Source organism: Hyphomicrobiales bacterium, assembly GCA_016125495.1.
Taxonomy (GTDB): Bacteria; Pseudomonadota; Alphaproteobacteria; order Rhizobiales; family RI-29; genus RI-29.
Genome location: WGLQ01000008.1, coordinates 216,240 through 238,110 on the forward strand (window position 1 = coordinate 216,240; position 21,871 = coordinate 238,110).

Below are 21,871 nucleotides of genomic sequence, written 5' to 3' on the forward strand. Positions count from 1 at the left end.
GCCGGTCCGGTCATCAGTCCCGGTCGCCGGGCAGCTTGCGCAGCACCGTCACCGCCGCCGACCGGCGGGCGCCCCGCTTGGCCGGGCGCAGGACGCGTGCGCTGGCGGCACGCGGCGCGTGCGACACCGCCACACCGCGCCCCGCCGCGATCGCGCCATCGTTGACGCGAGTCATGGCGCGGACTTGCCGCGCAGTGCTTGCGGCAACCGGTTGCGACATCACGCGCCCGGCCTCGATCGCGCCGGACCTGGTGGACGGAGCACCCGAGGCGGACACCGAAACGTCCCCGCCAGCGCCGGACGCCATGAGGGCAACGCCAGTCGTTGCGGCGCCCGCCGGACAGTTTCGCGGGAGATCGCGGATCGTGGTCGCCCCGACCCGGTTGCCGGCGGGATAGAAACGTGCCGCGTGGCTCGAGGCGAAGGACTTGGCCGGTGCCTCCGTCGGGCGGATGCCACGCCCGTCGATGACGACCCAGGTCGGCACGTAGCCGGCCGCGCCGACCCGAGCTTTTCCATCCCCTTGCCGCGTCAATTCGAGGATGCCAACGGCGCCGACGCGCTGCGCCTGCTGGCGCTGGTTGGAGAGAAAATTACCGAGTGAGTGGATGACCAACCCCTCGCGCCCGTCCGCCGTGACGTGCTTTTCCCAAGGCTGCAGCACGTGCGGATGCGCGCCGACGACGGCTGCCGCACCCGCCTCGATCGCCGCCCGCCCGAGCGCGCGCTGCTGAGCGATCGGATAGTGGCTGTCCTCGGCGCCCCAGTGCGGCGTCAGGATCACAGCATCGACGTCGCTGCGAGTAGCCAGTGAGCGGATCTCATCGAGTAGTTTCTCCTGCTCCGAAAAACAGAGCCGGATCTGACGCTTGGGATCGGGGATGCCGTTCGTCGAATAGGTGCAGGCAAGCCAGGCGACAGTCATTGCGCCGGCCTTCGTCAGGACGTGCCACGGCCGCTCGGCCTCGCTCTCCTCCTGCCGGCGAGAGCCGGTGAAGGCGAGCCCGACGCGCTCGAGATGGTCGACGGTGCGATCGGCGCCGCGCGAACCGCGATCCATGGCGTGGTTGTTGGCGGTCGAGACGACATCGAAGCCCGTCGCCACCAGATCGTCGGCGATGGATGGATGAAAATTGAAGGAGACGTTCGGGAGTTGATAGCCGTAGACCCGCTCGTCCAGCCGCCAGCCGGGGTCGGGCGCCGCGCGCCCTCCAGCGGCAATCCCATCGGCGATCGGCGCCTCGAGGTTCGCATAGGCGAGATCGGCCGCCCCGATCAACGCGGACAAGGGCTCGAACATCGGGCGAAAACCGGATTTGCGATGAAAGGCGTGGCGGAGGATCTGCTTGTGCGGGATGATGTCGCCCATCACAGCGAGAGTGATCCGCTCACCCTCTTGGCAGCCAGCCGCGAATGTCAACGTGCGTTCGCCAGCCGCATGCGCGGGAACCGCCCCGCCCGAGAGCGCCAAGGAAACCGTCAGCGCCACGCTCCAGCGTGCCAGCCACGACCGCTCCATATCCCGCTCCCGCTGTCGATCTCGGCCGTCAGCGTGCAATCTGTTCGCGCGTGCGCAAACACCGAACGGCTCGCGGCCAATGATGCCGCACTCCATGTGTCCCGTTTGCAACGTTCAGCGGGCGGAGCGAGCCACCGGCCTGCGTTCACGGTGAACTGGCCCGCGTCGCCCGGGGCCTGTAGGTTGATGCCAACGTTGCCGGGGGGTGGTTCGGCGCCCGGCGATCGGCATGGCAGCGCGGGAGTTCACCGGATGGACGAGGCAATCTGCAGGACCTGCGGCGCGGACTGGGCCACCGGGGCATTCACTGCCAACTGCCGCGCCTGCGGCGGTGGTGCGATGACGTTGCCGTGCCCGGTGTGCGGTGGCGCATGCGGGGCCCGCTGGCGGCGTGCGGTGCTCGACACCAGCGACACCGGCATCGCCCACTGGCTCGGCGCCTGCGCGAAGCACCAGGTCGAGGCGCCCGCGCCAGGCACGGCCCCCGCCCGCACCCTCGCTACCTTTCTTTTCCGTTTCGGCTATTTCACCCCGACCCAGGTGCGCAACATGCGCCGCCACCCCGAATGGGACGACGAGGACAGCGCCGCCGTTTTCATCCTCGCCGAGGACGAGCCCGCCGCGATGGCTCTGGGGTTCGAATTCGCCGATGCGTTCGTTGCAAGACTCTATGAACTGGAGGCCATTCCCGATCCCGACGGCGCCTACACCTGGTCGCTCGCCACTTTCGCCCACTGGATCGAGACCGATCCCGCCGAGATCGCCGACGCGCGCGCATGGAGCGTCCCGACCATCGCCGGGACGACGGATATTCCTTCCGCCATCGCGCAATTCGCCGTGGACTGAATCAGAACCACGTTCACGGCACGTCCTCGGACACCTCCAGGACCATCCCGTCGTGCGCCGGAACGACCCCCTCGGGCAGCTCGCGGCAGAGCGTTCCATAATCGAGGTCGATGTGCATGTGCGTGATCACGGCCTTGGCCGGTTGCACCCGTGCGATCCAGGCAAGCGCCTCCTCGAGCGAGAAATGCGAGGGGTGCGGCGTGTAGCGCAGCGCATCGACCACCCAGAGATCGAGCCCCTCCAGCGCCTCGAGCGACCCCTGCGGCAGATCGCTGACATCACTCGAATAGGCGGCTCGACCGAACCGGAAGCCGAGGGAACGGATATCGCCATGCTGCTGTTCGAAGGCGAGGACCTCGATTTTTCCGCCGTTTCCCTCGATCACGATCGGCGTGCCCGCTTCGATCCGCCGCTCCGTCAGGATCGGCGGATAAGCGCTTCCCTTGGGGGCGGCAAAGCAATAGCCGAACCGGGTCGTCAGGCTTTCGCTCGTTCCGGCATCCATGTAGACGGGAACGCGGGCCTTGGCGTTGTAGGCGAGGGCTCTCAGATCATCGAGGCCGTGGGTGTGATCGGCATGGTCGTGAGTGATGAGAACGCCATCCACCGTCGCCACGTCGGCCGTCAGAAGCTGCTGGCGCAGGTCGGGCGTCGCATCGACCAGCACGGTGGTGACGCCACGTTCGCCGTAGCGCTGGACGAGGAGCGCACAGCGCAATCGCCGGTTGCGCGGTTCGGCCGGATCGCACGCCCCCCAGATATTTCCGATCCGCGGCACGCCTCCCGAGGACCCGCAGCCGAGGATGGTCAGCTTCAGTGTCATCGTCCGCTGGCCTCCACGAGGCTCTCCGGCCCGACCTTGGAATAGAGAGAAAGGAAGTTCGCGGTGGTGATCCGCTCGATCTCCCCGACCGCGACGCCGCGGACCTCGGCAAGGCAGGCGGCCGTGTGGACGACGAACGCAGGCTCGTTGCGCTTGCCCCTCAACGGATGCGGCGCAAGGTAGGGGGCGTCGGTCTCGACCAGTACGCGGTCGGCCGGCAGTTCGGCGGCGATGGCCCGCAGCGCCTCGCTGGTCTTGAACGTCAGAACCCCGGAAAAGGAGACATAGAGGCCGATCGCCACGGCACGCATCGCCAGATCCCGGCCGCCGGTGAAACAGTGCAGGACCGCCTTGAAGGCCCCGCGCGCCATTTCCTCCTCGAGGATGCGAGCCATGTCGTCGTCGGCGTCACGCGAATGGATGACGAGCGGCAGGCCAGTGCGCCGCGCCGCCTCGATGTGCCGGCGAAAACCCTCCTCCTGGGCCACCCGCGGCGCCTTGTCGTAATAGTAGTCCAGCCCCGCCTCGCCGATCGCGACCACCTTGGGATGCACGGCGCGCGCGACGATTTCCTCGACCGCGATGTCGAGTTCCTGATCGGCGTTGTGCGGATGCGTGCCGACGCTGCAATAAACCCCATCGAGGGGAGCGACCATCGCCAGCAACCGATCGTGCTCTCGAATGCGCGTCGAGATGCTCACCATCGCCGCGACACCCGCCGCCCTCGCACGGTCGATCACCGCGGCGCGATCCTCGTCGAACTGACCAAAGTCGAGATGGCAGTGGTGGTCGACCAGCATCAGCCTCAACTCTCCCCGCCGGCGGCCTCGTCCTCCACATAGCGGGGGAAAACGGGCACGGGCTTTTCGATCGGGGTTCCCGGAGCCAGTCGCCGGGAAGGATGGAGCGCCTCGAAGGAGCGGGCCTCGGCCGGTTGCGCCAGAAGATCGAGCAGCCGCCCGGCGCTCGCCGGCACCACCGGTTGCGCGAGAACGGCGATCTGGCGAACGACCTCCGCCGTGACGTAGAGCACGCTGGCCATGCGCGCTGGATCGCTCTTGCGCAGCGCCCACGGCTCCTGGCCCGCGAAATAGCGGTTCGCCTCGCCCACCACGTTCCACACCGTCTCGAGGTAGACGTGGATCGCCTGGCGATCGAGGGCCTCGCGCGCCGCCGGCAGCATTCCATCCGCCATCGCCAGCAGCGCCTCGTCGGCGGCCTGGAATGGTCCCGGCTCCGGCACCCGACCGCCGCAGTTCTTGGCGATCATCGAGAGCGAGCGCTGCGCGAGGTTGCCGAGGTCGTTGGCGAGATCGGCGTTGATGCGGTTGACCAGAACCTCCTTGGTATAGCTCCCGTCCTGACCGAACTTGACCTCGCGCATCGCGAAATAGCGCATCTGGTCGACACCGAACTCTTTCGCCATGGCGAAGGGATCGAGGACGTTGCCGACCGACTTGGACATTTTTTCCCCACGACTGAGGAGAAGTCCGTGCGCGAACACCCGGCGCGGCGGCTCGATGCCGGCCGACATCAGGAACGCCGGCCAGTAGACCGCGTGGAACCGCACGATGTCCTTGCCGATGACGTGCACGTCCGCCGGCCAGAAAGTTCGCCAGGTTTCGCTCGTCTCGTCCGGAAATCCGACCCCGGTGATATAGTTGGTGAGTGCGTCGATCCATACGTACATCACGTGCTCGGGATCGCCCGGGACCGGCACGCCCCAGTCGAGCGAGGCACGCGAGATCGAAAGATCCTCGAGCCCGCTCTTGACGAAACTCACCACCTCGTTGCGCCGCTCGGGCGGGAGAATGAAATCCGGATGGGCGTCGTAGTATGCGAGCAGCCGGTCCTGGTAGCGCGACAGCCGGAAGCGGTACGTTTTTTCTTCCGCCCACTCCACCGGCGAGCCGAGCGGTTCGCGCCTGACGCCGTCGTCGCCGACCGTCGTCTCGCTCTCCTTGAAGAATGCCTCCTGGCGCACCGAGTACCAGCCGCCGTAACTGTCGAGGTAGATGTCGCCGGCCGCCGCCATGCGCCGCCAGAGTTCCTGCACCGAGGCATGGTGACGCGGCTCGCTGGTGCGCAGAAAATCATCGTTGGAAATGTCGAAGGCCGCGAGCAGATCGGCAAAGCGCCGCGACACGCGGTCGACGAGCTGTTGTGGTGTGATGCCTTCCTTTTCGGCGCTCTGCTTGATCTTGAGGCCGTGCTCGTCGGTACCGGTCAGGTAGAACACCTTGCGACCGTCGAGCCTTTGAAAGCGGGCCAGCACGTCGCAGGCGATCGACGTATAGGCGTGGCCGAAATGCGGCTCGGCGTTCGGATAGTAGATCGGCGTAGAAATGTAGAATGGATCGCGCCCGCCCATCGCCCGACACCCTCTTGCGCTGACCTGGTTGGCCCGCCACCCGCGCGCGCACCTCGCGGCGCAATGATCAGCCGCGCGTTGCCGCCTCGATGCGCAGGAACGCCTCCAGGATGAAGGAACGACGGTCGAGATTGAGGAGATCGACCTCGGCCCGTTCGCGCTGGAGTGTTTCCCACAGCGATGCCCACTGCGCAACCTTTTGCGGCGATCCGAGGTGTCGCGAGAGGGCGAGGGCGAGGCGATTGTCGCCAGCCGACGTGCCGGCGGCGGCGCCCCGCACCGCGACGGCCACCGCCCCCGCCAGAAGATCGAGCGCCATGTTGTAGCTCGCCTCGTTCTGGCTGCCGGCGAGGCGCTCGGAAAGGCGCGCAAGCCCGCTTCGATCGAGCCGGGGCAACCCTTCGAGGAGGCCGCTGATCTCGCGATAAAGGGCCATGCCGTCGACCGCGACGAGTTGCAGCACGCGCCTCGGCGCACCGTTCGCCAGTTCCGCGATCTCCTGGAGCGCCGCCCCGTCCGGTACGTCGATCGCGCCGCCCGCTGCCCCGGCGGCTCTTGCCGAGGATACCGCCGCCGCAACCGCCTGGTGCAACGGCTCGGGAGCGAGCGGTTGGAGCCGCAAGGTCCTGCAGCGCGAATGGATCGTCGCCAGCAGCTTGCCGGGTGCCGATGTGACGATGAGGAAGAGCGAGCGCGCCGGCGGCTCCTCGAGGGTCTTCAGGAGGGCGTTGGCGGCGCTGACGGTCATTTCCTCGGCCGCATCCACCACCACGACGCGCCAACACCCGGCGGCGGCGGTCTGCGTCATGAAGCCGCGCAGCCGGCGAACTTCATCGACCCCGATCTGTGATGGCGTGCGCTTTTTTTGTGGATCGTAGGCCCGTCGCAGGATCATCAGCCCCGGATGGGACATCGCCCGCACCTGACGGGTCGTTCGCCCATCGGGGTCGACGGCAAGGCCGCCACCGCTACCACCCGCCGAGCGCTCGCCCGGCTCGGCCAGAACGAAACGGGCCATCCGGTAGGCGAGAGTTGCCTTGCCGATTCCGCGCGGTCCGGCGATCAGGAAGGCATGGTGGAGATGGCCGGCGATGAAGCCTTCGGCGAGCAGCGCTTCCTGGGGCTCGTGTCCGTGCAGCACCAGCGTTTCCCGGGGGTGCGGGAACCCTTCGAGCCGGTCGACCTCGGCCACCGTATCGACCTCGGTATCGGCCTCCTTGCGCCGCCGGGCGCTCATGGCGCGAGCCGCGCCTCGACCACGGCCCAGACCGCCGCCGCGACGTCCGCCACTTCGCCCTCGGCCGCGACCACGACACAGCGCTCCGGCTCATTTGCCGCGATCGTGCGGAATGCCTCGCGCAATCGCGCATGATAGGCGAGGTCCCGTGCCTCGTAGCGATCGGGGTGCTCGCCCTCGCCGCGCCGGCGGGCACGCCCGAGCCCCACTTCGGGCGCGAGATCGAGGATGATGGTGAGATCGGGCAGGAGGCCGCCGGTCGAAATGCGCTCGAGGTCGGCGATGACGCCCGGAGCGAGCCCGCCCGCCGCGCCCTGATAAGCGCGGGTCGAATCGATGAAGCGATCGCAGATCACCCAGCGGCCCGCCGCCAGCGCCGGCTCGATGACGCGCGCGACGTGATCGGCCCGCGCCGCCGAAAAAACGAGGGCATCGGCGAGCGCCACCCGCTCGGGCGCGTCCGCACCGAGAAGCAGGCCGCGCGCGACATCGGCAAAGGGCGTTCCGCCCGGCTCGCGGGTCGACGTCACGGCGTGCCCAAGGGCCTCGAGGCGTTTTGTCAGCAGGCCCTGCTGGGTCGATTTGCCGGCCCCTTCGCCGCCCTCGAGCGATATGAAGCGACCGCGCACCGGTGCCGGTGCGCCCGCCGCCAGCCGCGCCTCGGAGGGTTGATCCATGGCCGGGCCTTGCCGCACCGGCCAGTCACTGTCAAGCATACCCGGCCAGCCCGGTGCGCTTCTCCCTGCGACCCTTGCCTGGCCCGGCGGAGCTACAGAATCCAGCCAAAGGCCAGATGCAGCAGCGAGTCGAAACCGCGCCGGAAGATGCTGCCTTGCTCGACGTCCTCGGCGGCATAGAGCGGAACCTCGCTCTCGGCATCCTTGCTGGCGGAAACCCGCAGCACGGCGATCTGATCGCCTCGTCGCACCGGCGGCTTGATCGGCCCGGTGTAGACCACCCGGGCGCGTAGCTTGCTGCGGCTGTTCGAAAAACGTGGCAGCAGCACCCTGACCCCGCCGTTGCCGATGAGCGGCACATAGAAGCGATCGCCGCCCCAGACCCGCGCCTCGCTCACCACCTCACCCTGCTCGAAGAGGCGGAATTCCTTGAAGCCCTTGATGCCCCATTCATAGAGCCGCTGGGCCTCCTCCTTGCGCTCCTGCATGGTCTTGAGGCCATTGACGACGAGGATCAGGCGGCGCCCGTCCTGAACACCGGACGCCACGAGCCCGTAACCCGACTCCTTGATGAAGCCGGTCTTCAGTCCGTCGACGCCAATATCGAGATAGAGCAGCGGATTGCGATTGACGAACTTGTATCTCTTGTAGTCGTAGCGGCGCTGCGAGAAGTATCGGTAGTAATCCGGATATTCCTGAATGACGTGCGCGGCCAGCAGCGCGAGTTCACGCGCTGTCATGAGCTGATCGGGATGCGGAAGTCCGGTCGGATTGCCGAACGTCGATTTGGTGAGCCCGATGCGGCGGGCATAGGCGATCATGAGCTGGGCAAAGGCCTGCTCGCTGCCGGCCATGCCTTCGGCAATGGCGATCGCGGCATCGTTGCCCGACTGAACGATCAGCCCCTGGAGCAATTCCGACAGCTTTTCGCGCGAGTTGAGCGTGACGAACATCGCCGCGGCCCCCGATGGCGCGCCACCGGTCCGCCAGGCATGCTCGCTCATGAGGAATTCGTCGTCCGGCCGCAGCTGGCCGTCCTTCAGAGCCTTGAAGACGACCGCGATGGTCATCAGCTTGCTCATGCTGGCGGGCGACATGAGCTCGTCGGCGTTCTTTTGAAAGAGCACCGCGCCGGTATCGAGATCCATGAGGAATGCGAATTTGGCGCGGGTCTGGAACTGAGCCTCGGCCGGCAGGACGCCAATGATCAAGGCCAGCGCGCAAACCAGCAGCACGCCCGCCGACCGCAACCGCATCGCGATGGCCATCACGCCATCCCCCGTTCGCCGCATGTCGAAGGTACTAGCCATGGCTCACCCCGAGCCGCATCGAGCGCGCGCAGTATTCGCCGGACGCCCGCGAACCGCCCATCGCGCAACCGGCACGGCGCCTCAGTTGACGATGTGGGCGGTACCGCTGCGTCCGTCGCTCCGCCGCCAATGAACGGTATTGCCTTCCTTGCGGAACGAGAAGCAGTAAGCCTGCCCGTCCTCCCACTTCGACCAACGCTGGCAGAGCTGATCGCCGGAGACCCACCAGCTTCCGCGATCCTTCCTCGAACCCGTGTAGCTGACCAGAACAGTCGTTGCCTCGCCCACCATCGTCCCATTGGCTCGATAGCGGATCGGCATGGTTCCGAGCGGGGTGCTAAGTCTCAGCGTCTTTCCACTTAGTGCGCGCTTGAGGGCGGCACCATCCAGCCCGCCAGAGTCCGCCCATGCCGGCGCCACCGCGAACATCGACAGAAACCAAACCAGAACGAACCCGACCCGAACCATACCTTGCCCTCTTTGCATCCCCTTGCACCGATCGCGAGCGCGATCGGAACTGCCTTAAACCAACAATGAAGTCCGAAATAGGACGCGGTGCACGCCCGCGCCGCTCGCTTGTTTAATCCGCCCTTCCCGAGAGGCGACACAGCCACGCGTGACGTTAGCCGCACTACCTCACGGGCCTTCCGCGTTACGGCTGGACGCCAGCTCGCCAGTCCTTGGACCGGAGCCTGCGGGTCACCGATACCGACCGCACTAGCCGTCCGTCGACCCGCTCTCCTTCATGCAGCAGTGCGACTTTCAGGGCCATGAAGCACAACCAATCAAAACGCGAATAATAACCCTGAAATGCAACCACAGATTGCGCTCGATATCGACACGATCCCCCCGACGCCCGACCTCTCGTACGCCTCGGTCGCGTTCCGTTGTTGCGCGGCGCGGCCCGGCACCGCCGCCAGCGACGCCAACCATCCGATGAACCGAGGATCGGTGGTCGACGGCCACCTACGCCGTTTTCCATACGATGCGTCGGACAGCGTCAGGCAGCATGACGCTTCAGGCAGTATGACAAAGAGCACGCCACAAACGGCAACGGCGACGGAAGGCCCGTCGCCGTTGCAGTCGCACTTCCGATCGACGCTATCGCGCCCCGAATTACATCGGAGCTTCGATGCGCTTATCGCGACCCATTATCACTCCTTTCCGCCCCAGCGAACTGTTCGACGTCGGACTGAAACAGATGAGGCCGCAAAAAAACTGCGTCGCGGGCAAAAAACTATTTGATCGCGAATGCCGCCCGCTTCTTGCCCTTCGCCTCGAGCGCCGCCAGCCAACGCGGCGTACGGCCACGCCCTGACCACGTCTCGCTCGGATTCTCGGGGTTCCGGTACTTCGGCGCGACCGGCTTGGACTGCCTGTAAGCCCCTGACTTGGTGGGGATAATGGAGCCGAGATCAATGCCGCGCTGCGCCGCTTCCTTTTCCATTTCCCGAATGAACTGGGAGCGCTCCTCGCTTTCCTTGGAAGCGATTGCCCGCGGCAACTCCGCCATCAGCGCCTTCATTTCCGCCAGAGAGAGGGAATCTATGCTCACCTTTGCCATTGTTTCTCCACCTTGCCCTTGTCGGGGCTTCTCCTGATCACATGCCCGGTCACTGCTGAATAGCATTGACGAGCGCCCTTTTCCGTCATTTTCGGAAAACCCATCGAATGATTACCACGATTCGTCGCGGCCAGATCAAATTGTGCGCGCCGTCCTAAATCATCCGTAAATCGATGCATCGAGTCGACGACAGTGGACCACTGCCCGTTCCAGACATGCGGATTACAGAATATCATCTGAGCGATATCTGACGTCATGACTTCTTCGACACGATCCCGCGATCAGTTCCTGCCGCCAGAGCCGGGGGTTTCAGGGAATGGAGCATCCGACGCGCGGCACGCGGCGGGCGCATCGGCAGGGAAAGGTGCCTATGCACCCGCCAGTCATTCCAATTAGCGCACCGAGCGCTCGTTGCAAAGACCCCAAATCGAATTATCGTCAGCCCCCCCTGCGGGACGGCCTGAACCGGGGGTGACCGGATAACGCCGGACACAAGGCTCGTCATCAGTGCCTTACCGGCGTCCTTAACGTCCGGCTCAAATAAGCTCCGTGGCATCCTGGCAATAGCCCAAGCTCGTTCGGCGATTGCGGCACCCGCTTGGCCGACCACTCTCGACTTCAACGTTGGAGCAAAACGGATTTCACTGCCGTGCGTGTTATCACAGACCCGAGAGATACTCGATCAGTTCGGCACGCCTGCTTGATGACAATTCCATGTAGCGGGACCGGCTTTGTGCTCCCTCGCCACCATGCCAGAGAACGGCCTCCTCGATCGAGCGCGCCCGACCATCGTGCAGCAGCCGGGCGTCCCGATCGCCCGCCACCCGACGCGAGAGGCCGGCGAGCGGCGCGGTCCGCCACTCACCCGGGCGAGGCGCGTCATCTGTCGGCCCGCCGGTGCCGTTGGCCGGCGCCAATTCCGCGAGTCCCTCACCCATGTCGTGAAGCAGGAGGTCGGAATAGATCACGATTTCCGGCATGTCGAGAACCTCCGCGTCGCCATCGGACTCGAGTTTGGGTACGTGGCAACGCGCGCATCCGATTTCCGCGAAGGTTTTTGCGCCCGCTTCGTTTACCGGAGGCTCCGCCGCGCTTCTCACAGGCTCCAAGCGCGCCAGCGCCCGCAGATAGTCGGCGATCAGGACTACCAGCCCGTCACTGACTTCGTGACCACCGGTTTCGGGACGCCCGTCGCGCACTGCTCGGCATGCCAACTGCAAATGCGTGCAATCGCCCGCCGGATCGGGTCTGTAGCTGCTGGACAAACCCATGTCGAGGCTGAGCGCGTCGGCGGTCTGATGCTCGAGGCTGGCCATGTCGGATTTCCATCCGAAGCGTCCGGCAACCCGCTCACCGTCGTCGCCGTTCACCCAGCGGACGCGCCCTGAAATCCCGTCCCCGTCCGCATCCCCTGGATCGGCGAGCCGGGCGATGGCCGTCTCGCTCACCAATTCGATCAAACCAATTCCGTCGAGTTCGCGGGGCATCCGCAGTGACGCCGGTGCCACGCCATCGACGGGCGGTTCAGCCGACGCGATCCGGGCGACCGGCCGTCGGAGCGTGACGCTCATGGTGGTTCCAATTGCGACGGGCACTGTTTCGTATGACAGCAGAAGGCGGCCCTCGGGTTCCAAGCCCGCGATCGCCCGGGTCTGGAACTGCCGGCCGAGAACCGGATGCGGCCCGCCACCGGGCGCACCCGAGGAGAGCCGCAGTGCGGGCTCGGCCTCGATCGAGGAATTGTGGCAAGCCGCGCAGGAGCCCTCGTTGTAGAGCGGCCCCAGGCCATCGGCGTTCGGATCACGTCCGGGCGCCGCCACCCATTCCTGCTCGAAAACGACACGGCCGAGCCGCGCGCGCTCGATCCGCACGGGATCGAGCCAGGGCCAGAAGGACGGCCCGTCACCACCCGAAACCTCTTCCGGAAGAGCAAGGCCGACAGCTGAAACAAGCGCGAGAATGACCGGGGCAAGCCGGCGGATCGATCCTGGACCCACCGGCGCACATCGCGGTCGCGCGCCAGCGGTGCCGCTTTGCTCGCTTTGGCGCGTCATTTGCAAAGACCTCGGCAACCAGTTTTTGCGGGGCCATGACATGAACGATCTCGTCTATGCGTACGGCATCATCCGCGAGGAATTCGCCTCGATCCCTCACGATCACTGGCTGCTTCTCGGCGTGATCACGGCGGTCGGAATGCTCATCGGGTCGGTGCAGCACGCTCGCCATGCGGCGAACCGGCGCAAGGTCGAGGATGGTGCGCGGTACAATCTGATCCTGCGCAACTAGCATTGCGATCGGCGGCGACACGCACCACCACATCGTGTGACCGTGCTCGCGAACCTCGCGCAGCGTCAAACGTCGAACGCGACCCCCACCTTCGGAACGACCACATTTTTGCCCGTCATCTCCTTGACGAAAGCGTCCGCCGTCCGATCGATGATCGGGAACGTCCCGTAGTGGCAGGGCACGACGGTCGAAAAGGAAAAGTAGGTCTTGCACGCATAGGCGGCCGCCTTGGCCCCCATGGTGAAGCGATCGCCGATCGGCACCAGCCCCACCCGCGGCCGGTAGAGCGCCTCGACGATGGCAAAGTCAGCCGTGACGGCCGTATCCCCCATGTGATAGACGACCGGCCCCTCGCGCGGCGTGACGACGAGCCCGGCCGCGACACCGAGATACTGGTTGCGCCCGTCGACCGCCGTGCTCGATGAATGCACCGCGTTGGTCATGGCGACACGGAACGACCCGAGGTCGATTTCGCCGCCCGGGTTCATCATCTCGACCTTTTCGACACCCTGGCCCATGAGGTGCAGTGCCAGTTCGTAGTTCGCCACGACCGTCGCCCCTGTCCGCTTGGCGATGGCGACCGTATCGCCGACGTGATCGTCATGGCCATGCGTCAGGAGGACATGGGTCACCCCGGCGCTGGCGGCCTCGCTCGCGACTCCCGCGGCCTCGGCGGTCGGGTTTCCCGTCAGGAACGGATCGATCAGCAGGCGATCGTCCGCGGTCTCCAGCTTGAAACAGGAATGCCCATACCAGGTGATCCGCATGTCGCCCGTCCTCCACGAAAAACTCGACCCCGAGCGCCCCGGGGCGCGCCGCTTCAATCGCCGCGACTATAGCGGTCCGCCCCGCGATCTCAATCCCGCCAGCCTCGTAGCGGGTGCCCCGCGCCCGTTGACCGGACAGGCGGCACCAACTAACACGCGCCATGGCCCATGATCCGACGCTCGCCCCCGAGGCGTTCCTTGCCGCCCTTCCCGACGGGCGGCCCCTGCTCGGGCTCGACCTTGGTAGCCGCACCATCGGGCTGGCACTTTCCGATATCCGCCGCACCATCGCCTCGCCGCTCGAAACCATCATACGCACGCGGTTTGCCGCCGACGCTTCGGCGCTCGAGACCGTCGTTGCCCGCCACGACATCGCCGGCCTCGTGATCGGCCTGCCGCTCAACATGGACGGCAGCGAGGGGCCGCGCGTCCAATCGACCCGCGCATTCACCCGCAATATCGCCCCCCGCATCCCGCTGCCGATGCTGCTCTGGGACGAGCGTCTATCGACCGCGGCGGTCGAGCGCACGCTCATCGCGGCCGACCGCAGCCGGCGGCGGCGCGCCGAACTGGTCGACAAGCTGGCGGCCGCCTATATCCTCCAGGCCGCCCTCGACCGCCTCTCCAATCTCGCCGCCCGGCCTGACGGGCAATAGCGATCCGGACGCCCGGAGCCAACCCGGACCGCCCAGCGCATTCGCCTCCAGCCGCTCCATTGGCATCGATGGAGACCGTGTCGTTCACGGCACATTCAGCTCCCGATCGCAATAAGTCTCCGCATGCCGCCAATGCGGACTTGCGGAATACAGCCGTTTGCGATATGCAGCCGGCCCGATCAACCGACGAACCAAGGAAGGCATGAGACACGAATGAGCAACCAGCCAGTCACTATGACGGTCGGCTGCCGCGTGCCTGCTTTCCGGAGCTGGCGCGGCAAGCGCTGAGTTCCCCGATCCGGGCCCAGGGCGGCAATGGCCGCCCGCCGTCCGGCACGCGTTCGAACGGCCAGCCACGGCAACCGACCATCCATTCGAGCTGATCGACCACGCACGGATTTTATTCGTCGTGCTGTCGATCTTTTCAATCCCGATGCGCCTGCTGTCCTGCCTCCGTCCGGAGGCAGTGCGACCGTTCGCGCGCCAATGGAGGACGGACCGATGGGCTCTGTCACCGAAATGAACGAGGCACGCGGGCTGCCGCAGCCCGTCGTCGATGTCGTCCGCCGCTGCCGTCGGACCTATCGGCGGCGACTGCTGGCGTTCGCCGGAACCTCATCGCGTCGTGCCGACCTCGTCGTTGCATGCCCGGCCGCGGCCATCGCGCTCGTCGACGGTTCGACGAGGGCCGATGCCCGTGCCGCCGCCATCACCCGCCTCGAGCAGGGAGCCCCTCTCAAGACGGTGATGGATCAGCTCGGACTGCCGTTCTGGTACCGGCGCATTCCGCCCGAGGCGATCCTGCGCGCGCCGATGCCTTCCTCGCTGAGCGAGGAGGGAAATCGGACGGTTGCCGGGCGGCTGCCGGCGGACCCGGTCGCTGCCGGGAGCTGGCTCGCGCACATCTGGCAGGCGGAAGCCTGGAGCCACGAGCGCTTCGCGCTCTGGGTCTCGGGGCTGGCCGTCGACTGGAGCAGGGTGAGACCCGAGCGGGCGGTCGATCTTCGCCCGCTCGCCGCCTTCGCCTGGTTCAGCGGTCAGTTGGACCTCGAGGGCGGGCGGATGGTCGTGCGCACCTGGCACGACCGCCTCGGCCTTGCCAAGGCGGCCGACAACGCCGCGGCGTGGCTGCGTCTGGTGCATGCCGCGACGCAGCGCCGGGCCTACTCGCGCGACGACACCTGGCTGCGTCCGGGTCGGCTCAAGGGGCACACCTTCGTGCCTCTTCTGTCGTCCGAGGCGCTCGACGAAGAGGGTCGTGTCCTCAACCACTGCGCCGACACCTATGTCGGAACGGTGGAGCAGGGCCGTGCCCGCCTCTTCAGCATCCGGCGCGGTGAAAGCCGTGTCGCGACGCTGGAGATCCAGCCGCATCCGAACCACCCGGGTCGCCCGATCGTGGTTCAGCTGCGGGGACGCGACAACGCCGAGGTGCCGGACGACATCTGGCGTCTGGTGTTCCTCTGGCTCGCCAAGCAACGCAGCTACGACCTTCCGGTCCAGCAGCAGCAGGCGGGTCCGATGACGCCGGACGAGGCCCGGTGGGAGCGGCTCTTTCGACCCTACCTCCTGAGCGTAGGCGAGGACGAGCTGATCGCGATGCGACCGACTGCAACGACGCTGACGAGGCTCCATGCGTGCCTCGACCGACTGGAGCGTCTCGCCCGGTGAGAGCGGGCGGGGCGCTCCCGTTTGTTACCGGGGCGAGCCCGCGCCAGCGGCCCCCGTGCAACCGGTATTGGTTCCTTCAGGCGCGGACGCGATCGTTCCGAGGATCATAGAGGCACTCCGGGGCAACGCTTGCGGGAACGCGTTCCCCCAGCACCTCGACGGAGAGCTTCGTGCCGAGTTCCGCGTGCTCCGGGTCCACATAGCCGAATGCGATATTCATCCCTGTCCGGTGGCCCCAGCCCGCCGACGTCACGCTGCCGACGACCTGCCCGTCTGCGAGGATCGAATCCCCGCCATGAGCCGGGGCGACGTCGCTGTCGAGTGTGAGGACGATGAATTTCCGGCGTGGCGGCCTGCCCTTGCGTTCGGCGAGGGCATCGCGCCCCTCGAACCCACCCTTCTCGAGCCGCACGAAGCGCGAGAGCCCCGCCTCGAAGGGATCGAATTCATCGAAAATGTCCGCCTTCCAGTGCCGATAGCCCTTTTCGAGGCGCATCGATTCGGCGGCATAGAGGCCGAAGTGGCGCAGCCCGAGGGGCTTTCCGGAGTCCTCGATCAGACGGTGCACGCCGATCGCACTCTCGAGGGGCACGTGGAGTTCGAAGGCGAGTTCGCCGGAATAGGAGACGCTCATGACGACGACGCGGTGTGGGCCGATCAGGACCTCACGCACGCCAAGCCAGGGGAACGCCGCCTTCGACCAGTCGGTGCGCGGGGAGACCGATTGCAGCAACTCGCGTGATCTCGGGCCGGCAACGACGAGGATCGTGTGCGTTGCCGTCAGATTCGCGAGCCGGACACCCGAGGCCGGGAGGCGCTTGCTCAACCAATCCCTGTCGTGCCATTCGGCAGCGGCGGCCGAGCCGAGCCAGAAGCGATCGGCGGCGATCCGCGCAACGGTCACTTCGCTCAGCAAGTGGCCGCACGGCGTCACCGAATAGGTGAGCGCGACTTTCCCCTCCTTCGGCAGCGGGCTCGTATAGAGGCCGTCGAGCCAGCCGGCCGCGCCTTCTCCCGCCACCTCAAAGCGCGTGAAGCCATCGACTTCCATCACGCCGACCGCGTCCCGAACAGCGGCGACCTCGTTCGCGACGACGGCCCGGGTCGGCGTGAAACGGAAGGAATGTTCGTCGACGAAGTCCGGCGACGGCGCAAAGAACAGCGCACGCTCCCAGCCGTTGACCGTGCCGAACACGGCGCCGCGCGCCTCGAGCAGCGGCGTCAGGGGCGTCACCTTCGCGGGCCGCCCGGCCGGACGATATTCATGCGGCATGTGGAAGCGAAATTCGTTGCGGTAGTCCTCGATGGCCTTCAGCGCCGTGTACTCGGTGGTGCAGTGGGAGGTGAACCGGCGCGGATCGAGGCACCAGGTGTCGTAGCAGGCCTTGCCGTGCACGATCTGCTGGGCGAGCAGCCAGCCGTGGCCACCGCCTTCGCCGATGCCGGCCCGTAGGCCGATGATGCACCAGGCGTTGCGCCTCTCGGGAATACGTCCGACCAGCGGCAGTCCGTCGGGCGAGTAGGTGATCGGGCCGTTGATGATGGTGTGGATGCCGGCCTCGGAAAGGCAGGGTAGCCGGCGCATGGCGCCCTCGAGCAGGTCCATCACCCGGTCGGGATCGCTCGGACAGAGGGCGGAGGTGAAATGGGGGTCGATGCCGTCGAGGCCCCAGGTCTTGCAACCCTGCTCATAGAAGCCGACCAGCAGACCGTGCTTTTCCTGTCGGCTGTAGAAGTCGTCGGTCGGACAGCGAATCAACGGCACCCGGTGACCGAGCGCGGCGATTTCCGCGATCGGCTCGGTGAGGAAATACTGGTGCTCCATGGAGACGACAGGGTGCGAGACGCCCATCATGGCGCCAACCTCGTTCACCCGGTAGCCGCACGCATTGACCACATGTTCGGCGACGATGTCGCCGCGGGGGGTCGTCACGATCCATTCCCCGTTCGCCTTCTGCGCGAGCCCCGTCACGGGTGTCTGGCGATGGACCTCGGCGCCGGCGGCGCGGGCGCGCCGCACGAGGGCCTGGCAGAGCCCCGCCGGATCGATGTCGCCGTCGAGCGGGTCCCAGAGCGCGCCCGCGAGGTTGTCGGTGGCGATGAGCGGATGGCGGCGCCGGCACTCGGCGGCATCGATGACCTCGAATTCGACCCCCATGCCCTTGGCCATCGAGACGAAATGCCGGTAGCCGTCGAGATGTGCCGTGGTGGACGCGAGGCGAATGCCGCCATCGCCGTGGTGGTAGGTGATCGGGTGCTCCGGGTCCGCCGCCAACTCCATGTAGAGACGGATCGAATGGGACTTGAGGCCGACCATCGTCTGGACCGCGCCGAAGTTCGTCACTTGCGCCGCAGAATGCCAAGTGGTGCCGGATGTCAATTCGTCACGCTCCAGGAGCATGACATCGCTCCAACCCTCCCGCGTCAGGTGGTAGAGCGTGCTGCACCCGGCGATGCCGCCGCCGATGACGACGACGCGGGTCTGGGATTTCACGGCCGGCACTCCTGGGGATACCGCGAGGGGCTCCTCGCGCTCCGGCCAGTCGTAACGGGCGCCGCCACCGGCCGGCAAGGCCCAGCTGCTGGAAAGCGCGACCGGTCGCCTTGGCGCTCCCACCATGCTAACGCCTCACGATGGTCCGTCGATCGAAACCCAGCCCCCCGAACCGCTCGCGCCAGGACATACCAGCGCTGCTGGCTGCCGGCCTTGCCCACCACCGTGCCCGCCGGCTCGCGGAGGCCGAGCGCTGCTACCAGCGCGTGCTGCGCGCCGATCCGAGCAACGCCGATGCGCTCAATCTCCTCGGGGCGCTCGCCGGTGAGGCGCAGCAAATGCAAGCGTCGATCGATTTCCTCGAGCGCGCCCTGCGCGCCCGACCTTCGGACCCCGAGATCCGGAACAATCTCGGCCAGAGCTATCTCCGGCACGAGCGCCCGCTCGAGGCGCTCGCGCACTTCGAGGCGGCCGCCACCGCCATGCCGCAGGCAACGCTTCCCGCCCTCAACCGCGCCCGTGCGCTACGTGCCCTCGGGCGCGCCGACGACGCACTCGCGGCATTCCAAGCCATCTCTGTCCGCGATCCCTCCAGCCTTGCAGCCCGGATCGGGGCTGCGGACACCTTGCTCGACCTAGGTAGGATCGACGAGGCTGTCGCCGCCTATCGCGCCGTGATCGCAGCCGACCAAACGGCCGTCGATGCCCATGCCGGCCTCGCCGTTGCCCAGCGTTTCGCGCCCGGCGATCCCGAACCGGCCGCCATGGCCGCGCTCCTCGAGACGGGTGGCCTTGCCCCCACCGAGAGGCGCACGATCCACCTCGCGCTCGCCAAGGCTTTCGACGACCTCGCAGATCCCGACACCGCCTTCGCCCATGCGAGCGCCGCCAAGCGGGCGGTGCCGCGACAATTCGATCAACTCGCCTATTCGCGGTTCGTCGATGCTCAAATCGCCCGCTTCGGACCCGACGTGTTCGCCGGCCGGACCGCCCGGGGCCACTCCTCGGACGCGCCCGTCTTCATCGTCGGTATGCCGCGATCGGGCACCACCTTGGTCGAGCAGATCGTCGCCAGTCACCCCGAAGGCGCCGGCGCGGGCGAGTTCACAGACCTGCAACGCATCGCGATCGACCTCTACACTCGCGCGGCCGCTGCCCGGACAGGCCCGGCCGCCGGCCCTTTCCAGCTACCGGGCCACGAATTGCGCCGCGCCGCCGGCACCTATCTCGCCGCGCTCTCCGCCCGCGCCAACGCGCCGGGCGCCACACGTCTCGCCGACAAGACCCCGCAGAACTTCGAGCACCTGGGCCTCGTCGCTCTGCTCTTTCCGAATGCGCGGATCATCCACTGCCGGCGCGATGCCCGCGACACGTGCCTTTCGATCTACATGCACGCCTTTCGCGACAGCCACGCCTACGGCGACGACCTCGTCGCGCTTGCCCGCTACTATCGCGACTACGAGCGGCTCATGGCCCACTGGCGCGCGGTGCTGCCGCTGGCGATCGTGGACGTGGACTACGCCGACCTCGTCGCCGAGCCGCAAGCCACGATCCGCACGTTGATCGCAGGGCTCGGCCTCGCCTGGCACGAGGGCTGCCTCGCCTTCCACGAGTCCCGGCGCGCGGTGACGACGCCCAGCCGTGCTCAGATCCGCCGGCCGGTCTATCGCTCGTCGCAGGGCCGCTGGCGCCGCTACGAGGCCCATCTCCAGCCGCTCCTCGAAGCACTGGAGAAGGACTGATCGGCTCCAGCCTACGCCAACGTGCTGTGTCTCGCCGGACGCTGTGCAAACAGAAATCTGCACGGCTGGCGATTGCAGACTTGCATGCGCATCGGCAGCTGGCATCGGATGTTCCCATGTGGAAACGATGATTCTCGGCGAGAGGTTCTCGGATGGCTGGTCGGTTCACTCTCTGCACGGTAGCAGCTGTCTCGGTTACGGCCCTCATGGCTAGCGGGGCTCCTGCCCGCGCAGGCAGCTACAATGACGGCCCCGCTCCGAGGTCGGTTTACGTCAGCGTATTCGGCGGCTGGTCGTCGCCTGAGGAGTACGAGCAGACAATACCGTTGCCCGTGCTCGGCAACTACGGTTTCGGCTTTGATGCCGACGACGGCTACATGCTCGGAATTGCCGTCGGGACGACGGTGATGCCGAACCTGCGCGCGGAACTCGAATATTCGGCTGGCTTCCACGATGCCGATCAGATTTTCGTCTCGATCGGAGGCTTGCAGGTCCCGATCCTCGGCTTCAGCGGCGACGTGACGGCTGAGACCATCCTGGTCAACCTCTGGTACGACTTCGATCTCGGGGGCGGGATTTCGCCTTATATCGGTGGTGGCATCGGCTGGGGCTCGGTCGAATTCGACAGCGCGGCTGTTCTCACGGCCAGTGATGATGACGGATTTGCCTACCAGCTCGGGGCCGGTGTCCGGATTGCGGCCACACCCTCGATCGATGTCGATCTCGGATACCGATACAAGACTGTGCAGGATTTGCATCTCCTGATCGGGGAAAGCACCGGGTTCGGCTCCGACGACTATGTTTCGCACAACGTGTTCGCCGGCATCAGCATCAAGCTCGATTAGTAGGGCTTTGCTGCCGGCAGGCGGGCTGCCGGCGTGCGGCGGGCAGTGGCCGCAGTCAAGCCGGCTGTTCGAGAAGTTCGACGAGCCCCACAGCGCGGAGAGTGCTTCGTGTGCGGCCCGCCGCCTCGTGCAGCATCGTGACCAAGTCCTCGGCGAGGCGCGAGCGCTGGCGCCGGCGAGAGCGCATGACGACGATCTCGAAGGCCGTTGCCGGAGTGAAACGGCGCCAGACCAGGCCGCGCTGCTCGTAGTCGAGGGCGGTGAGCGCATCGACGATGGCAACGCCGACGCCGCGCACGACCAGTTCGCAGGCGACCTGCGTCGTGAACGTGTCGACCCGCCGGCGAGGCTCGACGCCCGATCCCTCGAGCGCCATCTCGATCGCGAGCCGCCACTGATCGAAATTCGAGAGCGTGATGAGGGTGTGAGCGGAAAGGTCGGCCGGACCCACGACGCCGAGGCCGGCGAGCGGCTGGTCGGGGGGCATGACGCAGACCAGCGGCATTCGCATCAGCGGTTCCTGGTCCAATCCACCCGCTTCGGCGACGGCCAATCCTAGGCCGAGATCGACCTGACCGGCAGCAACCGCCTCGGCGATCCAGCTGGAGCTGCGGATCGGGAGCGCCAGGGACACGCCGGAGCGCCCGGAAAGGAACGGGGCGAGGATCTCGGGCAACCAGCGGCGGGCCAGCATGGGCATCGAAGCGACCGCGATCTCACCCGAGGGATGGTGCTTCAGGCCGGCCGCGAAGCGAGCGAGGTGGTCGAGGCCTTGGAAGGTTCGCTCGACCTGCGAATAGAAGGCGCTCGCCTCGTCGGTCGCCAGCAGGCGATTGCCGGTTCGCTCGAAGAGCGTCACGCCGACCGCCCTTTCGAGGGCCTTGAGATGCTTGCTCGCCGAGGGCTGGGAAATGCGCAGGCGCTCGCTCGCTCCGGTCACGGAGCCGGTCTCCATGACCGCCTTGAACACCTCGATCTGTCGAACATTCATGCACCGCCCCGAAGTGTGTCGAACCGAAATCTCAGCATAGCTTATTTTGATGGTAGTCCGAAGGGATTGTAT

General features: G+C 66.7%; 19 protein-coding genes. 6 read left to right on the plus strand and 13 right to left on the minus strand.

Annotated features, from left to right (window positions below):
• Positions 1–13: 13 nt before the first annotated feature.
• Positions 14–1,615 carry a hypothetical protein gene (locus tag GC150_08665; protein ID MBI1384966.1) on the minus strand — a complete coding sequence of 534 codons (1,602 nt, stop codon included), beginning with the start codon at positions 1,613–1,615 and terminating at the stop codon, positions 14–16.
• Between the two features lie 156 nt (positions 1,616–1,771).
• On the opposite strand from GC150_08665, the gene GC150_08670 reads away from it, so the two are divergent.
• Positions 1,772–2,365: a hypothetical protein gene (locus GC150_08670; GenBank protein MBI1384967.1), complete on the plus strand. Its 594-nt coding sequence runs from the start codon at positions 1,772–1,774 to the stop codon at positions 2,363–2,365.
• Between the two features lie 13 nt (positions 2,366–2,378).
• Here the strand turns inward: GC150_08670 and GC150_08675 are convergent, their stop codons facing one another.
• From GC150_08675 to GC150_08715, 9 genes are all read right to left on the minus strand, one after another.
• Positions 2,379–3,188: an MBL fold metallo-hydrolase gene (locus GC150_08675; GenBank protein ID MBI1384968.1), complete on the minus strand. Its 810-nt coding sequence runs from the start codon at positions 3,186–3,188 to the stop codon at positions 2,379–2,381.
• Positions 3,185–3,988, minus strand: coding sequence for a YchF/TatD family DNA exonuclease (locus GC150_08680; GenBank protein ID MBI1384969.1), 804 nt, complete (start codon positions 3,986–3,988; stop codon positions 3,185–3,187). Before GC150_08680 ends, GC150_08675 begins: the two co-directional genes overlap by 4 nt.
• 5 nt (positions 3,989–3,993) lie before the next feature.
• Positions 3,994–5,559 (minus strand): methionine--tRNA ligase, encoded by a 1,566-nt coding sequence (locus tag GC150_08685; protein MBI1384970.1) that lies wholly within the window; start codon positions 5,557–5,559, stop codon positions 3,994–3,996.
• Between the two features lie 67 nt (positions 5,560–5,626).
• On the minus strand, positions 5,627–6,796 hold the full coding sequence (locus GC150_08690) for a DNA polymerase III subunit delta' (GenBank protein ID MBI1384971.1): 1,170 nt from the start codon (positions 6,794–6,796) through the stop codon (positions 5,627–5,629).
• A complete protein-coding gene (locus tag GC150_08695) occupies positions 6,793–7,473 on the minus strand; it encodes a dTMP kinase (protein ID MBI1384972.1) in 681 nt (226 codons plus the stop codon). Before GC150_08695 ends, GC150_08690 begins: the two co-directional genes overlap by 4 nt.
• Positions 7,474–7,565: 92 nt before the next feature.
• On the minus strand, positions 7,566–8,729 hold the full coding sequence (locus GC150_08700) for a D-alanyl-D-alanine carboxypeptidase (GenBank protein MBI1384973.1): 1,164 nt from the start codon (positions 8,727–8,729) through the stop codon (positions 7,566–7,568).
• A gap of 135 nt (positions 8,730–8,864) precedes the next feature.
• On the minus strand, positions 8,865–9,251 hold the full coding sequence (locus tag GC150_08705) for a hypothetical protein (GenBank protein ID MBI1384974.1): 387 nt from the start codon (positions 9,249–9,251) through the stop codon (positions 8,865–8,867).
• 769 nt (positions 9,252–10,020) lie between these two features.
• Positions 10,021–10,413 carry an H-NS histone family protein gene (locus tag GC150_08710; protein MBI1384975.1) on the minus strand — a complete coding sequence of 131 codons (393 nt, stop codon included), beginning with the start codon at positions 10,411–10,413 and terminating at the stop codon, positions 10,021–10,023.
• Positions 10,414–11,006: 593 nt separating this feature from the next.
• Complete coding sequence (locus GC150_08715) at positions 11,007–12,443, minus strand: thiol oxidoreductase (GenBank protein MBI1384976.1); 1,437 nt, start codon at positions 12,441–12,443, stop codon at positions 11,007–11,009.
• On the opposite strand from GC150_08715, the gene GC150_08720 reads away from it, so the two are divergent.
• The gene (locus GC150_08720; GenBank protein MBI1384977.1) at positions 12,442–12,633 is read left to right on the plus strand and encodes a hypothetical protein; all 192 of its coding nucleotides are present in this window, start codon (positions 12,442–12,444) and stop codon (positions 12,631–12,633) included. The genes GC150_08715 and GC150_08720 overlap by 2 nt on opposite strands.
• A gap of 65 nt (positions 12,634–12,698) precedes the next feature.
• Here the strand turns inward: GC150_08720 and GC150_08725 are convergent, their stop codons facing one another.
• Complete coding sequence (locus GC150_08725; GenBank protein MBI1384978.1) at positions 12,699–13,400, minus strand: metal-dependent hydrolase; 702 nt, start codon at positions 13,398–13,400, stop codon at positions 12,699–12,701.
• A 161-nt stretch (positions 13,401–13,561) separates the two neighbouring features.
• Here GC150_08725 and ruvX point away from each other — a divergent pair, with 161 nt between their 5' ends.
• Both ruvX and GC150_08735 read left to right on the plus strand, forming a co-directional pair.
• Positions 13,562–14,056, plus strand: coding sequence for a Holliday junction resolvase RuvX (gene ruvX, locus GC150_08730; protein ID MBI1384979.1), 495 nt, complete (start codon positions 13,562–13,564; stop codon positions 14,054–14,056).
• A 315-nt stretch (positions 14,057–14,371) separates the two neighbouring features.
• The gene (locus tag GC150_08735; protein ID MBI1384980.1) at positions 14,372–15,727 is read left to right on the plus strand and encodes a hypothetical protein; all 1,356 of its coding nucleotides are present in this window, start codon (positions 14,372–14,374) and stop codon (positions 15,725–15,727) included.
• A 76-nt stretch (positions 15,728–15,803) separates the two neighbouring features.
• Here the strand turns inward: GC150_08735 and GC150_08740 are convergent, their stop codons facing one another.
• A complete protein-coding gene (locus tag GC150_08740) occupies positions 15,804–18,221 on the minus strand; it encodes an FAD-dependent oxidoreductase (protein MBI1384981.1) in 2,418 nt (805 codons plus the stop codon).
• A 140-nt stretch (positions 18,222–18,361) separates the two neighbouring features.
• On the opposite strand from GC150_08740, the gene GC150_08745 reads away from it, so the two are divergent.
• Together GC150_08745 and GC150_08750 are read left to right on the plus strand one after the other, a co-directional pair.
• Positions 18,362–19,963 carry a tetratricopeptide repeat protein gene (locus GC150_08745; GenBank protein MBI1384982.1) on the plus strand — a complete coding sequence of 534 codons (1,602 nt, stop codon included), beginning with the start codon at positions 18,362–18,364 and terminating at the stop codon, positions 19,961–19,963.
• A 152-nt stretch (positions 19,964–20,115) separates the two neighbouring features.
• Complete coding sequence (locus GC150_08750) at positions 20,116–20,808, plus strand: outer membrane beta-barrel protein (protein ID MBI1384983.1); 693 nt, start codon at positions 20,116–20,118, stop codon at positions 20,806–20,808.
• A gap of 55 nt (positions 20,809–20,863) precedes the next feature.
• Here GC150_08750 and GC150_08755 read toward each other — a convergent pair whose 3' ends face one another.
• A complete protein-coding gene (locus GC150_08755) occupies positions 20,864–21,799 on the minus strand; it encodes a LysR family transcriptional regulator (GenBank protein MBI1384984.1) in 936 nt (311 codons plus the stop codon).
• Between the last annotated feature and the right edge of the window lie 72 nt (positions 21,800–21,871).

What these genes read in the sequence shown, in the direction of transcription:
- GC150_08665 (MBI1384966.1), bottom strand. Translation starts at nt 1,615, where the DNA reads ATGGAGTGCGGCATCATTGGCCGCGAGCCGTTCGGTGTTTGCGCACGC.
- GC150_08670 (MBI1384967.1), top strand. Translation starts at nt 1,772, where the DNA reads ATGGACGAGGCAATCTGCAGGACCTGCGGCGCGGACTGGGCCACCGGG.
- GC150_08675 (MBI1384968.1), bottom strand. Translation starts at nt 3,188, where the DNA reads ATGACACTGAAGCTGACCATCCTCGGCTGCGGGTCCTCGGGAGGCGTG.
- GC150_08680 (MBI1384969.1), bottom strand. Translation starts at nt 3,988, where the DNA reads ATGCTGGTCGACCACCACTGCCATCTCGACTTTGGTCAGTTCGACGAG.
- GC150_08685 (MBI1384970.1), bottom strand. Translation starts at nt 5,559, where the DNA reads ATGGGCGGGCGCGATCCATTCTACATTTCTACGCCGATCTACTATCCG.
- GC150_08690 (MBI1384971.1), bottom strand. Translation starts at nt 6,796, where the DNA reads ATGAGCGCCCGGCGGCGCAAGGAGGCCGATACCGAGGTCGATACGGTG.
- GC150_08695 (MBI1384972.1), bottom strand. Translation starts at nt 7,473, where the DNA reads ATGGATCAACCCTCCGAGGCGCGGCTGGCGGCGGGCGCACCGGCACCG.
- GC150_08700 (MBI1384973.1), bottom strand. Translation starts at nt 8,729, where the DNA reads ATGCGGTTGCGGTCGGCGGGCGTGCTGCTGGTTTGCGCGCTGGCCTTG.
- GC150_08705 (MBI1384974.1), bottom strand. Translation starts at nt 9,251, where the DNA reads ATGGTTCGGGTCGGGTTCGTTCTGGTTTGGTTTCTGTCGATGTTCGCG.
- GC150_08710 (MBI1384975.1), bottom strand. Translation starts at nt 10,413, where the DNA reads ATGCTATTCAGCAGTGACCGGGCATGTGATCAGGAGAAGCCCCGACAA.
- GC150_08720 (MBI1384977.1), top strand. Translation starts at nt 12,442, where the DNA reads ATGAACGATCTCGTCTATGCGTACGGCATCATCCGCGAGGAATTCGCC.
- GC150_08715 (MBI1384976.1), bottom strand. Translation starts at nt 12,443, where the DNA reads ATGTCATGGCCCCGCAAAAACTGGTTGCCGAGGTCTTTGCAAATGACG.
- GC150_08725 (MBI1384978.1), bottom strand. Translation starts at nt 13,400, where the DNA reads ATGCGGATCACCTGGTATGGGCATTCCTGTTTCAAGCTGGAGACCGCG.
- ruvX (MBI1384979.1), top strand. Translation starts at nt 13,562, where the DNA reads ATGGCCCATGATCCGACGCTCGCCCCCGAGGCGTTCCTTGCCGCCCTT.
- GC150_08735 (MBI1384980.1), top strand. Translation starts at nt 14,372, where the DNA reads ATGGCCGCCCGCCGTCCGGCACGCGTTCGAACGGCCAGCCACGGCAAC.
- GC150_08745 (MBI1384982.1), top strand. Translation starts at nt 18,362, where the DNA reads ATGGTCCGTCGATCGAAACCCAGCCCCCCGAACCGCTCGCGCCAGGAC.
- GC150_08750 (MBI1384983.1), top strand. Translation starts at nt 20,116, where the DNA reads ATGGCTGGTCGGTTCACTCTCTGCACGGTAGCAGCTGTCTCGGTTACG.
- GC150_08755 (MBI1384984.1), bottom strand. Translation starts at nt 21,799, where the DNA reads ATGAATGTTCGACAGATCGAGGTGTTCAAGGCGGTCATGGAGACCGGC.